At 53.2% G+C, this 13,040-nt stretch carries 9 protein-coding genes and 1 tRNA gene; 7 read left to right on the top strand and 3 right to left on the bottom strand.

Annotated features, from left to right (window positions below; genetic code table 11):
* Positions 1 to 54 precede the first annotated feature (54 nt).
* The gene (locus tag J3P35_RS03170; RefSeq protein ID WP_210462924.1) at positions 55 to 1,092 is read right to left on the bottom strand and encodes a FecR family protein; all 1,038 of its coding nucleotides are present in this window, start codon (positions 1,090 to 1,092) and stop codon (positions 55 to 57) included.
* A gap of 232 nt (positions 1,093 to 1,324) precedes the next feature.
* Between J3P35_RS03170 and J3P35_RS03165 the strand changes: the two genes are divergently transcribed.
* On the top strand, positions 1,325 to 1,921 hold the full coding sequence (locus tag J3P35_RS03165; protein ID WP_210462923.1) for an RNA polymerase sigma-70 factor: 597 nt from the start codon (positions 1,325 to 1,327) through the stop codon (positions 1,919 to 1,921).
* 140 nt (positions 1,922 to 2,061) lie between these two features.
* On the opposite strand, the gene J3P35_RS03160 is transcribed toward J3P35_RS03165, so the two are convergent.
* Both J3P35_RS03160 and J3P35_RS03155 read right to left on the bottom strand, forming a co-directional pair.
* Positions 2,062 to 2,901 (bottom strand): hypothetical protein, encoded by an 840-nt coding sequence (locus J3P35_RS03160; RefSeq protein ID WP_210462922.1) that lies wholly within the window; start codon positions 2,899 to 2,901, stop codon positions 2,062 to 2,064.
* A gap of 133 nt (positions 2,902 to 3,034) precedes the next feature.
* Positions 3,035 to 3,107: transfer RNA gene (locus J3P35_RS03155), tRNA-Gly, on the bottom strand.
* 162 nt (positions 3,108 to 3,269) lie between these two features.
* Between J3P35_RS03155 and J3P35_RS03150 the strand changes: the two genes are divergently transcribed.
* From J3P35_RS03150 to J3P35_RS03125, 6 genes are all read left to right on the top strand, one after another.
* The gene (locus J3P35_RS03150) at positions 3,270 to 4,454 is read left to right on the top strand and encodes an alpha/beta hydrolase (protein WP_210462921.1); all 1,185 of its coding nucleotides are present in this window, start codon (positions 3,270 to 3,272) and stop codon (positions 4,452 to 4,454) included.
* A 593-nt stretch (positions 4,455 to 5,047) separates the two neighbouring features.
* Positions 5,048 to 6,991 (top strand): LTA synthase family protein, encoded by a 1,944-nt coding sequence (locus J3P35_RS03145; protein WP_210462920.1) that lies wholly within the window; start codon positions 5,048 to 5,050, stop codon positions 6,989 to 6,991.
* A gap of 274 nt (positions 6,992 to 7,265) precedes the next feature.
* Positions 7,266 to 7,499 (top strand): hypothetical protein, encoded by a 234-nt coding sequence (locus tag J3P35_RS03140; RefSeq protein ID WP_210462919.1) that lies wholly within the window; start codon positions 7,266 to 7,268, stop codon positions 7,497 to 7,499.
* Positions 7,500 to 7,892: 393 nt separating this feature from the next.
* On the top strand, positions 7,893 to 8,351 hold the full coding sequence (locus J3P35_RS03135) for a MarR family winged helix-turn-helix transcriptional regulator (RefSeq protein ID WP_210462918.1): 459 nt from the start codon (positions 7,893 to 7,895) through the stop codon (positions 8,349 to 8,351).
* 54 nt (positions 8,352 to 8,405) lie between these two features.
* Positions 8,406 to 9,524, top strand: a complete 1,119-nt coding sequence (locus J3P35_RS03130; protein ID WP_210462917.1) for an alkene reductase — start codon at positions 8,406 to 8,408, stop codon at positions 9,522 to 9,524.
* A 197-nt stretch (positions 9,525 to 9,721) separates the two neighbouring features.
* Positions 9,722 to 12,661, top strand: a complete 2,940-nt coding sequence (locus J3P35_RS03125) for an ATP-dependent DNA helicase (RefSeq protein ID WP_210462916.1) — start codon at positions 9,722 to 9,724, stop codon at positions 12,659 to 12,661.
* The last annotated feature ends 379 nt before the right edge of the window (positions 12,662 to 13,040 follow it).

Raw genomic sequence — 13,040 nt, 5'->3', positions numbered from 1 at the left:
GGTAGGCCACCCAGTGGCTTACCTGTTAAAAGAACAAGTCATCTTCTCATAAGCTCATGGTCTTTTGAAGGTTATCTGCACTTGGTTCTGGTTCACCTGGTAAGTAAAGTTCTTCACAAAGCCAATGCCTTCCAGTACCTGGGGCAGGCTTTGCTGTCTGTATTCACCGGTGTAGCTCCACGTTTCTTTACTGGCTGGCCCCATGCCTTGCACTTCAACTTGCACGCCGTACCAGTTTTCTATTTTATTTACCACTTCTTCTAAGCTGGCTTTTTTGAAATAAAGCACCCCGTCTTTCCAGCCCAGCACTTCCTCTGCTTTATAGGTATCCACGGCATGTCTCTGGTTTCTGCGGTTGAACACCAGTTGCTGCCCCGGCACCAATTTGGCCAAGGTGGTTTCCTCTCCGGTCTCTCCTTTGCTGATTTTCACCACACCGGTAGCCAGCGCCACAGAGATAGCGGTGTCTTTAGACTGGTATCTGATATTGAAGGAGGTACCCAGGGCCTGGGTATAGATAGTGCCTGACTTTACCACAAAGGGGCGGTTTTTGTCTTTGGCCACCTGGAAGAAAGCCTCGCCCTCCAGCGAGATGTCTCTTCTGTTCTGGGCAAAAGGCACCAGGTAGCGCACCTTGCTGCCCGGCCGCATCACCACCGAGGACCCGTCTTCCAGTTGCACGGTTTTCCACTCGCCGGGGGCAGTTTGCACGGCCATCATTTTCCCAACGACCATCTCCTTTTGAAAGTATTGCGAGGCCACAAACCAGATCAAGCCCAGGGGCAGCAGAATGGCGGCGGCTACGCGCATCCATTTGGTCCAGGCGTTTGGCTGCAGGGGCAGCACCTTGGCTTCGGGCTCCTGGTTTTGGGTGTCTTTTTGAATAAGGGCCTCTAAACTGCGCCAGGTTTTATCTGCGTCATGTGCGTAAGCCGGCTCAGACTGGTGGTGTCCCGCCTGCGCCCACAGCTCCTTCATTTCAAGCTCCTGCTCAGGGGTAAGTTTCTGATTCTTAAACCACTCCAATACCGCCTTCACCTCATCAGGGGTACATGCCCCCTTGTAAAAACGGTCTAGTAAGTGTTGATCCATGGGTTATAAAAGATTAGCGCTTTTCCTTACTACACTTAACCCTGGGCTTGCACCACCTCCGTTTTCAAATATTTTTAACAAAAGTTTCGGTTTTTGTTTTTTCTATAAAATGGTCTACATTTATCCTGAGTATTTTAGGTTTTTGAAATTGACTACTTCAAAAGGAGATCTGAGGAGTTTGGAAGAGAGAGATTGTAGTAGCATGAAAGACAGGTACTTTAACCAAGAAACCATGCAAACAGAAAGCAGGGAAAGTTTCGGGGAAGACATTGAGGCCTTAACCACGGGCAACGTGGCGGCCTTTGAGCGTCTGTACCGGAAACTGGAACCCAAGCTTTTTGCCTTTGCCATGAAACTGGTTAGGAACCGCGAAGATGCCGAAGAGATAGTGCAGGAAGTTTTCCTGAAAGTGTGGGAACGCCGCAGTTCCCTGGACCCTGCCCAGAACCTTGACGGGTACCTGTTCACCACCGCCAAGAACCTGGTGTACAACAAAGCCCGCCACCGGGTGTACGAGTTCGCCTTTGGCCAGTACCTGGCCGATTATGGGGCAATTTCTGAAAACTCCACCCAAACCACCCTGGAGCACAAGGAGCTGGTGCAATTGTTTGAAGAGGCCTGCGCCTCTATGCCGCCGGTGAGGCGCCAAGTGTTTGTCATGAGCCGCACCGAGGGCCTGAGCAACACCGAGATCGCCTCCGCTTTGAACACCAGCAACAGCAACATAGAGAACCACATCAACAAGGCCCTGAAAATGCTGCGCGAGAAGTTCAAGAGCTATGACATTGTCTATAGCTTCCTGTTGATGGTTGCTTACTTGCTACGCTAAAGCTTTTACAGGACTTCCTGAAAAACAAGCTAAAAAGAGAAGCCCTGGGCAGATGAAAGACATCAGCCCAGGGCTTCTTCGTTTACAATGCATTTTTGTTTAGCGCCCGATTTGAGAAAAACAACCTCTAAATCAGGTAATTATCTTCCTGCTTTGCCTTGACCCAGCCCAATCTGCAGACCTATAGAAGGTACAATGGTGATACCGGAGTAATCTACCTGCTCGCCTTTCAGGAGTTCAAAGGTGCCGTAATTCTGGTAGAACATAGAGAGTGCGGGCAGCAGGAAAATGCGTTTAGCACCTATCTTGGCATTCACGAACAGGCCGTAAGACGGGAAGTTTCCCTTTCTGGTGAGGCCTTCTAGCTGCACGGCTTTACCATCGCCCACTTTTTCATAGAGTCTGCCGGGCACCAAACCGTATTCCACGAAGGTGTGGTTGTAAGCCACCCCGAAGGAGATGTTCCCGAACTCTTCATCTACCCCGAACGACCGGCTGAACACCAACGGCACCAGCACATCTCTTCTGGAAGCTTCAAACTGCAGGATGGGAGAAAGCTTGTCCAGGAAAATCTTGGACAGGACGTCTGATTTCTGCCCGGCGTACTGAAAGCCTACGCTGCCATACCATCTTTCGGCGCTCTTGGCAGAACCAGCCAACGGCCCCATGAACTGATACATGGCATCCAGCACGTGTACCCCCGAGGCATATTTATAGCCCACATCCACGCGGGGGAGCACCCCGTAGCGCACATAGAAATCAAAGTTGGGTCCTACCGGGTCCAAGGTATAGGCAATAGCAGCCTTCGTAGCCGATTTCACCAGCCCGTCATAGTACACAGAATCACGGTTCGCGAGCGCCTTGATGGCATCTTCGCCCACGTCTTTAAGCTGACTAATGGGTTCTGAGGCGATGTTCCCCCCAAAGTTGGCCCCCACCTTGAACTCCCCGTGCGGGGTAACCCTGCCAGACTGGATCACGGAACGGGGTGCCGTACAACTGGCCACCGATACTAAAAGGACAAATGCTAGAACTTGGTAATAGCGGGGGAAATTGAGAACTCTACACTTACCCATCTTAAGGAACCGGAAAGAAGATACTTGAATGATTTAGAGCGAGAAACGGGATTCGAACCCGTGGCCCTCAGCTTGGGAAGCTGATGCTCTACCAACTGAGCTACTCTCGCTTGCTACTTAACAAAGATAGCCAGTTTTCTTTTAGACGCAAGAATTGGGCCACCTTGGTTCTCCCCGCCTTTTCTCTGGTTAGGGCCAGAAATAATCCGTATTCACCGCAGCCTCGTATGTAGATAAATACGTTTTCTGTTTATTACAACCATCTCAACACTATGAAAAAGAAAATTTTAGCCTCCGCCCGCCAAGGCGGATTTATTTTGGCAGCGGCTTGCTGCTTTTTAGCCATATCCTGCGAGAGCAAACGCCCCGTGGCGGAAACCGAGAGTGTCAGCCGCGAAGGAGCCATTGACACCACCGCCGTTGACCTCGATGCTGATGCAGACACCTCCAACCAGGCAGCATCCAGCCTGAAGCCCACCGGCACCAAACCGGCCTGGGCAGACACCATCACGGGCCCTATGCAGGCAGTGATAGAGAAACTGGCCAGCTACAACGCCAAGCCTATTCCGCAACTCACCGCCAAGCAAGCCCGGCAGAATCCCACCCCTACCACCGCCGTCATGGACCTGATGAAGGAGAATAACATGCCTATACCGCCTTCTAAGGTAGATACCGTAGGGAAAACGATTCCGGTAACGGGTGGCCAGATCCATGCCCGGGTGTACACCCCCAGAACAGGCACCGCCCCTTACCCGGTGATTGTCTATTACCATGGTGGCGGCTGGGTCATCGCCGATCTGGACACGTATGACGCCTCGGCTAAAGGGCTGGCTGAGCAGGCCGAAGCGGTGGTGATCTCTGTGGCGTACCGTCAAGCGCCCGAAAACAAATTTCCCACCGCCCATAACGACTCTTTCTCAGCCTACAAATGGGCCCTGAAAAATGCCGCTTCCCTCAAAGGCGACCCTAAAAGAGTAGCCGTAGTGGGCGAAAGCGCCGGGGGAAACCTGGCGGCCGCCGTGAGCATGATGGCCCGCGACCAGAAAGTGCAGATGCCGGTACATCAGGTATTGGTTTACCCCATTGCCAGCTATAACACCAACTCAACTTCTTACCAGAAATACGCCTCGGCCAAACCCCTGGACAAACCCATGATGGAATGGTTCTTCAAACAGTACCTGCGCTCCCCTAATGATGGCAAGAACCCCTGGATCAACCTGGTGGGCGCCAACCTTAAAGGCCTACCCCCTACCACCATCATCAACGCCCAACTGGACCCACTCCAGACCGAAGGCCAGCAGCTAGCCCAAAGACTGGATTCCACCGGAGTAACCGTGAACCATAAGGTTTTCAACGGCGTGACCCATGAGTTCTTCGGGATGGCCCCGGTGCTGCGCGAAGCCAAGTACGCCCAGGAAATGGCGGTGGCTGATTTAAGGAAGGCTTTTGAGAAGTAAAGCGTTTTTGGTTTCCTTTTTTGAAAACAGCCTTGAAACGGAGTGACGTTTCAAGGCTGTTTTTTTGTTCAGTTGGTAGTGCGTTGACGGGGTTTATGCTTTTATGACGGTCTCTTGTGTTTGCGTAGTCCGCTTTCGCTGGCGTGGCGCCGCTGTTTACGCGGGTGCATAAGCTGGGTTGTTTTATCGCTGGGCTCCGTGCACTCACGGCCGCGAGGCCCCGCCTTCCGGCCTCGCGCTGCGCCAGCTTCCTTTGCTCCCTTACGGTTGCAATGCCTCACGGCACCGGAACCTGACAAGGCGCTCAACCGAAAGGCTGGAAAAGGGAATGCGCCGGCAGGAACGCCTCAGACCTCACAGGTTTTGAAAACCTGTGAGGTCTTCTAAATACTATGACATGGTTCAAGTCTGTGACTTGGACCCAAAATGATCGGCAGTTTGCAAAGCCGTGAGGCGCCAGCCTCAAAAGTAAAGTTTCTATTTTCACCCTTCTTTCCCGAAACTACCCCAGAAACGCAACTTATTCCCATGACTTGCTCCTGGTTTCTATATCTGCTTCGGGTTCAGTAATTTTGCGGTTCTTTCTTTAGGACATGATAAAATCTTTTCAGCCGAGGGCGTTGCGACGGAGCGTGCATGTGGCCATGCTGCTGGCGCTAGGCGTGGCCATGCTGCTGTACACGGTCTGTCGGCTTCTCTTCTTCTTTTTCAATAAGGGCTTTTTCGCGGAAACGTCATTCTCTGATCTGTTGTACCTCATGTGGGGTGGGCTCAAGTTTGACCTGGCGGCGGTTCTGTATACCAATCTGCTGTTCATTGCGCTCATGATTCTGCCGTTCCGGTTCAGGCACCACCTGTTGTACCGGAAGGTGGTGAAATGGGTCTTCCTGGTGTTCAACGGCATCGGGCTGGCGCTTAACTCCGTGGATTTCATCTATTATCGGTTTACCCTGCGGCGGACTACCGGCAGCGTGGTGAAGGAGTTCGCGAATGAGGACTGGGGTGGCTTCGCTTCCAGTTTCCTCGTCGATTTTTGGTATATAGCCCTGATCTGGGTAGCGTTGTTGGCACTGATGGTTTGGCTCTACAACCGTATCAGACTGGAGAAAGCGCCTACCTACAACCCGTGGTTTTATTATCCGTGGCACACCGTCATGCTGGTGCTTACCATTGGGTTGAGCATTGCGGCTATGCGCGGCGGTTTCCGGCACAGCACGCGGCCTATCACGTTGAGCAACGCCGGCGAGTACGTGAAGCGGCCGCAGGAAATGTACATCGTGCTCAACACGCCGTTCTCCATCATCAGAACCATCAACAAGACCAGCTACCAGAAAGTGGCGTATTTCCCCGATCAGCAAGTAGCCCAGCTTTACTCGCCCGTGCACCAGCCTGCAGACTCGGCCCAATTCAAGCCGAAAAACGTGGTGTTGATTGTGCTGGAGAGTTTCGGGAAGGAAGCCGTAGGCGGTTATAACAAGCATCTGGAGAACGGCAAGTATACCGGTTTCACACCTTTCCTGGATTCACTCATGGGCCAGAGCAAGGTGTACTGGAACTCGTTTGCCAACGGCCGAAAGTCCATTGATGCACTGCCCAGCGTGCTTACCAGTATTCCCAGTATTCAGGAACCGTTTGTCTTGACGCAGTACGTGAGCAACAATCTGCCTAGCCTGCCGCGCACGCTTCGGCAGAAAGGGTACTATACGTCTTTTTTCCACGGGGCGCCCAACGGTTCCATGGGCTTTGATGCGTTTATGAACCTCATTGGCGTGCAGGACTACTTCGGCATGACGGAGTACGGCAAGCCTGAGGATTTTGATGGCATGTGGGGCATCTGGGACGAGGAGTTTCTGCAGTTCATGGCCGGCAAGCTGAACACTTTCAAGGAACCATTCATGAGCGCGGTGTTCACCACCTCGTCGCACCACCCCTACAAAGTACCGGACCGCTACAAAGGCAAGTTCAAAAAAGGACCGTATGAAATCTTTGAGTGCATAGGTTACTCAGACATGGCCCTGCGCAAGTTCTTCCAGAAGGCCAGCCAGGCGCCGTGGTTTAAGAATACGCTCTTCGTAATCACCGCCGACCACTCGGCCACCTTCACCTACTACCCCGAGTACCAGACGGCCTGGGGCAACTTTGCTGTACCCATCATTTTCTACGCCCCGGGCGATGCCTCCTTCAAGGGCGTGGAGCAAGACCGCGTGGTGCAGCAACTAGACATCATGCCCACCGTGCTGGGTTACCTGGGCTACGACCAGCCGTACTTCTCCTTCGGGAAAAATATGCTAAACCCAGCAGAAGGCAATTTCGCCATCAGCTACCAGGGCGGCTACCAATGGACCGAGGGTGACTACTTCCTGCAGTTCGACGGCACCCAGACCTTGGGGCTGTTCAATTACCGGGAAGACAAATTCCTGAAGGAGAACCTCAAAGACAATGAGCCGCTCATCAGAGTAGCCATGGAAAACAAGCTCAAGGCCTTTATTCAGCAATACAACAACCGCATGCTGGAGAACAAGCTAACTGCGAAATAATGGTTAGCTGTTTGGACGGGTTTGCGCAGGTGCAGGCTTAGGGCATCAACGGCTTCCTGCCCGTGGTGGCACAGCACGGGGCCAAGTTGTATCTGGTCACCTGGGCGACGCCAGATTTCAAGGCTTTACTCGAGCGCTGCAGTGGGTAGTGACGCTGCAAAAACGATACTCCGGCACCTTCTTGCGCAGTCATTGCTAAAATGGAGTTCTGGTTTCTGGCGATAAGCCAATGTTTTCCGTAGAGGAGGATTAATCAACCTTACCTACAAGCACTATGAAAAAAGAAATCACCTCCGTGGGCACCACTCTCCGGAAAGCAGGAATCCTGGTTGCTTTCTCCGGCCTTTTCTTGCTGGGCGCCTGCGAAGCCAAAAAGCCTGCCGACCAGGAAGCCAAAGACCGGGATGACGCCGCCACGGACATCACCGAGGATGCTGACCCTGACAGCACAGTAGAATCTCCGGCCACTACCGGTTACCTACCCCAGCCTGCCCCTAGCCGGACTTAGTTCTCCACCCAACCTACCTATAGCCTCCCCGGCGCAGTCTTCCAGAAACTGCAAGCCTGCGCCGGGGAGGCCCAGGTGATTTCTGTTTATGGTCCGAAATTAGAGAACTGATTTAAAAACGCTTGGACCATCTCCAACCTCGCTTTTTGTCCGGTCAGCTAAAGCTAATTCCGTTCCGGCGGCAGATGCCCTTCTACGGTGTTGCAGAACCTGAATTTACAGGTGAAAATGGGTCATTGTACCGGGGTAAACCGTTTTATGGCTTATTCCCGTAAAACACCTCAGAAACGGTGATTTCCTGGAAGAAACCTGGGCTCAGCGGAACAAAGCCACTACAAATATTGTATATACAATAATAAGATTTAGATTTGCCGCATGAACGGCAGAAAGCCCATGAAATTAGAGGACGAATTGAAGCAGAAGACATTTGGCAGCCCTTACCGCCGCATGGTGGTGAACGTGATGTTCACGGGCAACTGGCTGCAGAAAGCGTTTTCCTGCCAGTTGAAGCAATATGGGTTGTCATTGCAGCAGAACAACGTATTGGGCATTCTGCGCGGACAGTACCCCAATCCGGCCACATTGGGCCTGATTCAGGAACGCATGCTGGACCGTGACTCTAATGCCACCCGTCTGGTAGACAAACTGTTGGAGAAAGGCTTGGTGACCCGCTGCCAGTGCGCCGATAACCGGCGCAAGGTAGACATCGTGATTACCGAGAAAGGCCTGGAGCTGCTGAAGCAGACCGACACTATTATGCAGAACCTGGAAGAGAAATACAGCCAGATTACCCCAGAAGAAGCCGTACAGATTGGCGAACTGATGGACAAATTAAGAGAACGAGAAGGTTAATATTTTTTTACCCATATAGTTGTATATACAACTTATGTTTACACAAAATAGATTATGAGCCAAATAGAAAACCAACCGCTGTTACAGCCTTATCAGAAAGGCGCTTTGCAACTGAACAACCGTTTAGTGATGGCCCCCATGACCCGCAGCCGGTCTAATAACCCTGAGAATGTACCCACCGAGCTGAACGCCGAGTACTACGCCCAGCGCGCCAGTGCCGGTCTTATTATCTCAGAAGGTACGCCGGTAAGCCCGCAGGGTGTGGGTTACATCAACATCCCGGGTATTTACTCTGCTGCGCAGGTAGAAGGCTGGAAACTGGTGACCAAGGCCGTGCACGAGAAAGGCGGAAAAATCTACGCGCAGCTATGGCACGTGGGCCGTATGTCGCACCCAGATTTCCACAATGGGGAATTGCCGGTGGCTCCTTCGGCCATCAACCCCAACGACCAGGCGTTCACCGCCGAAGGCTTCAAACCAACCGTGACGCCACGCGCTTTGGAAGTAGCTGAGATTAAAGGCATTGTGGAAGACTTCAAGAAAGCCGCTGTCAATGCCGTAGAAGCTGGTTTTGACGGCGTGGAGATTCACTCTTCCAACGGATACCTGTTCCACCAGTTCTTCAGCCGCTGCTCTAACCAGCGCACCGATGAATACGGCGGATCTGTGGAGAACCGCGCCCGCTTCTTCTTTGAGGTGCTGGATGCCGTGAAAGAAGTCATTGACCTGAGCCGCGTGGGCGTTCGCCTGAACCCATCTATGCACGAGCAGTTCGGGATCACCGTGGACGAGGAAACCGCGCCTACGTTTGAGTACATCGTGAAGCGTTTGAATGACTACAACCTGGCGTATCTGCACCTGACTGAGGCATCTCCTAAAGTAGCCGAGTTGCCATACGCTATTAAGGAGATTGCCAAGCACTTCCGTCCGTTGTACAACGGCACCTTGATTATCAACGGCGGCTTTACGCAGGAAACCGGCAACAAAGTGTTAGAAGACGGCTTCGCTGATTTGGTAGCCTATGGCAGACCGTTCATTGCGAACCCAGACCTGGTAGAGCGTTTCGCGGAGAATGCCGAGCTGAACGCCCCGGACTACAACACGTTCTACAGCAACACTGCAGAAATAGGCTACACTGACTATCCTACCCTAGCCGAAGTTTCTGCCGTGTAATCATAAGGAACACACAACTGCATATATAGAAAAGGGCCGCACAAATGGTGCGGCTTTTTTCGTTTCAGGCCTTCATTCCCCAAAACACCCTCAAAACAAACCCTCCTAAACTGCTTAGCATCCAGCACTATTTTGCGGCAAATTCCTTAGCATAGAGTACCTTTGTGGTTCTGCTTAGACGAGTGAACGAGGTCCTGATGAAAGCTGATTCCCCATCCTTTGCCATCTTGCATTTATTTGCCACCGGCCCTTATGGTTCCAAACATGGGCTATTGCAGGTGGGCGTGCTGTCGTTGCAGAAAGGGAATGCCGTACTGAAGGAATGGTTTATCAACCCCGAGGCGGAGTTTGGCCGTAGCGTCCAGAAACAGTCTAAAATCAGCAAAGAGCAGGCAAAGAACGCCCTTACCTGGCAGGAGCAGAAAGCCGAGGTACAGGCATATCTGAGTACTTTCACGCACGTGTTCTTCTTCCACGAACGGCACGAGCAAACCTGGCTGAAGCATTACATTTTGGCAGGAATTGCCTCGCCGCCCGTCTGTGCTGACTTGGCCGTGCTTTCCTCATTCTTCCTCCCGCACTTGAACTTGATGGAAATGGGCGATTTGGTGGCGCTTTCCACCGCCGCCCAGAAGAAGCCCGCTTCTCAACCTATGCACGTGGCTTTAGCCGCCCTGCATACGCAGCTTTTCAAACTACTGGAGGTGCTGCTGCAGAAAATCCCCAGCACCCCGGAAGATGAACCCGGCGAACCTACGCTATTCATGCAGTTGCTTCAACAGGTGCTGGACTTAGGCGCCATCTTCATGGGCACCGCCTGGCGCACCTTGCTGCATGCCGCCGAGCACATCGAGACCTTGGAGCCGCTGGATCTGCATTGGCTTACGCCGCCTGCCACCACCCAAGTGCCGGTTTTACCCTTTCACCTGCGGGAACTGCTCACCTCCTGGCTCCCCACCGTACCCGATGCCCCCACGGTAAAACCCCGCGTAGACATCGCCCAGCCGTCTGACCAGCTCATCCACGATGCCCTGCACGCCTGGTACAAGAAACACGGCCTGCCCGAGCGCTACGCTCAGATGCAGTATTCCAAATTCTGCAACAAAGCCCTCACAGATAAAGGCACGTTTGTGGCCGAGGCCGGCACTGGCACCGGGAAAACCATGGGCTACCTCATGGCCGCTGCTGAGTTGCTGCGCTTGAACCCTGGCCGCAAGGTGGTGGTGGCCACGGCGACCAAAAACCTGCAGGAACAGGTGATGCAGGGCGAGATCCCGCGCCTGCGCTTCAAGGGTGGTTTACACGCGCACCTGCGGCCCGCCATCGTGAAAGGCAAGAACAACTACCTGTGCATCTCGGCGCTGCTGGATTTGTATGACGAGTTGGTGGTGCAGGAGAAAGGCACCATTCGGGAAGGGCTGAGTTGGCTCTACCTGGTGCTGCGCGTACATCATACCCAGGGCGAGGTGGAAGAGATTCCGCACAACATCAGGGCCATTTTACCGGATACCTACCGATTGCTGTCGGAGGCGAACGCCCAGGAGGTCTGCGTGCCCAAGCTGTGCCTGGAGCCCGCCAAGTGCACGTACGCCCGCCACATGGAGCAGGCCTACGCCGCCGATATCATTGTCACGAACCACCACAAGCTGCTGCAACTGCCGCCCAAACTCACGGACTTAATCAAGCACTGCATCATTGATGAAGCCGATCAGTTCCCCGATTTCGCCCGGAGTGCCCTCAGCATGAACTTCAGCCTAGCCGTCATGGAAGCCCGGCTGCTTCGCCCGTTGTTGGGCAAAGACTACCGCAAAGGTTTCCTGGATATTGTGGCCGGAAAGGTAGCCCACCAGGCAGACACCGAAACCGCCCAACTGGTGCTGGCTGAAATTGACTCTATCCACCGCGACTGCGCCACCATCAGAACCAGCGGCGAGTTGATTCAGGCCCTGCCTATCCAAGGCGAACAGCGCTGGCAGGAGGAAGTCGCGTTGGTAGAAAACGGCCGCTGGACCAAAAGAGAATTCAGCGCCGATATTGAACAAGCCCTGCAGGAACTCTTGACGGCCGTTCAGTTTGTGGCCGGCAAGATAGACCGCATCCTCAAGCTCCTGAAAAAGCCCGAGGACAAGACCTACAGCCGCCTGGAGACCTACAGAGAAAAGGCCGCTGAGTTCGCCGATTCGCTAATGAAAATCACCAGCGATTTCCCGGCCCGCAAGTGGATTCATGTGCTGGAGAAAAGCGGCCAGAACTGGTCGGTGAGCAAGATGCCGTACTACCTGCAGGACGAGATGGACAAACTGCAGAACATCTACCCCAGCCTGTTGTTTACCTCGGCCACGCTGTATGTAGGCGGCAACACGCAGTACTTTAGAAATCAACTGGGCCGCCAGGAGCCGTTTGAACAGGAAGTGCGTTACCTCTCGCCGTTCAACTATGAGCAGCAGGAAAAGGTCCACGCAGTGGTCCCCGCGTTCATCCCCTGCTATGAGCACAAGATGGCGCAAGACCAGAAACAGGCTTGGCTGCAGACCTCCATGGAAACGCTGCTCAAGTGCATTGTGGCTTTGAACGGCAGAACCCTGGTCCTCTTCACCAGTCGCCGCGACATGGAAGATGCTTACCGATGGCTGCACCCGCGTCTACCCGCCTATGACATTGAACTGCTCAAGCAGGAAGGCACCAGCCTGTGGGAAATCAGAAGGTTCCGGCAGGAAGAGCATTCCGTTTTGCTGGGTCTGGACCGCATGTGGTCAGGCGTGGATTTCCCGGGCGTCACGCTCTCGCAGGTCATCGTTTTCCGATTGCCTAATCCATCCTTGGGTAACCCCTTGGTAGCACACCGCCGCGAGGTGGAAGGCGGTTACTTCTGGAGCAAATTCTATTACCCGGCCAGTCAGCACAAACTCCGGCAAGGCTTCGGGCGACTGGTGCGGCGCGAGAAAGACAAAGGCGCATTTGTGATTCTGGATTCCCGGGTACACCATACCGCCCGCATGCAGCACCTAAAAGACGAACTGCCCGTAGACATCACGCCTTTCCACGCCGGCGCGGAAATGGAAAGTTGGCTATTGAAAACGCTTTTGCCTAAGCTGGAACTAGCCTCTGAGTGGGAGCGCCGCGGCGTATCGCTTTAACCTTGGAATACATTTCGCGTTTTGGGCCTGTTTTCTGTAAATGGAACCTAAAACGCATCTCTACTCGGTATTTTCGATGGAATGCGTACGACGTTACGGTGTAACGTCGCTACAGGGCAATATGTAGCGTCGTTGCACTGCAACGACGTCATCCAGCAGGATGAAAAACCGCTGGCTTCTAAAGCATGGCACGTAAGACGCAAAACACCTTCCACACGCCTCAGACTTAGTCTTTATTCTGCCTTTCTAATATTCAGGAACTCTTCCCAACCCTGCTGCTGTTCACAATCGGTTTCTGCCTTCTCACTGACAATCAATCAGTTTAAGCACAGAAGCGAATAATTTAACCGCCCGAGGCAGTTTATTTCATAATTCTAAA

The organism is Rufibacter roseolus, from assembly GCF_017916365.1.
GTDB classification, from domain to species: domain Bacteria; phylum Bacteroidota; class Bacteroidia; order Cytophagales; family Hymenobacteraceae; genus Nibribacter; species Nibribacter roseolus.
This window is presented reverse-complemented; position numbering and strand designations above follow the sequence as displayed.

Excerpts from the sequence above, each read along its gene's own strand:
- J3P35_RS03170 (WP_210462924.1), bottom strand. The coding sequence starts at position 1,092 with ATGGATCAACACTTACTAGACCGTTTTTACAAGGGGGCATGTACCCCT.
- J3P35_RS03165 (WP_210462923.1), top strand. The coding sequence starts at position 1,325 with ATGCAAACAGAAAGCAGGGAAAGTTTCGGGGAAGACATTGAGGCCTTA.
- J3P35_RS03150 (WP_210462921.1), top strand. The coding sequence starts at position 3,270 with ATGAAAAAGAAAATTTTAGCCTCCGCCCGCCAAGGCGGATTTATTTTG.
- J3P35_RS03145 (WP_210462920.1), top strand. The coding sequence starts at position 5,048 with ATGATAAAATCTTTTCAGCCGAGGGCGTTGCGACGGAGCGTGCATGTG.
- J3P35_RS03140 (WP_210462919.1), top strand. The coding sequence starts at position 7,266 with ATGAAAAAAGAAATCACCTCCGTGGGCACCACTCTCCGGAAAGCAGGA.
- J3P35_RS03135 (WP_210462918.1), top strand. The coding sequence starts at position 7,893 with ATGAAATTAGAGGACGAATTGAAGCAGAAGACATTTGGCAGCCCTTAC.
- J3P35_RS03130 (WP_210462917.1), top strand. The coding sequence starts at position 8,406 with ATGAGCCAAATAGAAAACCAACCGCTGTTACAGCCTTATCAGAAAGGC.
- J3P35_RS03125 (WP_210462916.1), top strand. The coding sequence starts at position 9,722 with ATGAAAGCTGATTCCCCATCCTTTGCCATCTTGCATTTATTTGCCACC.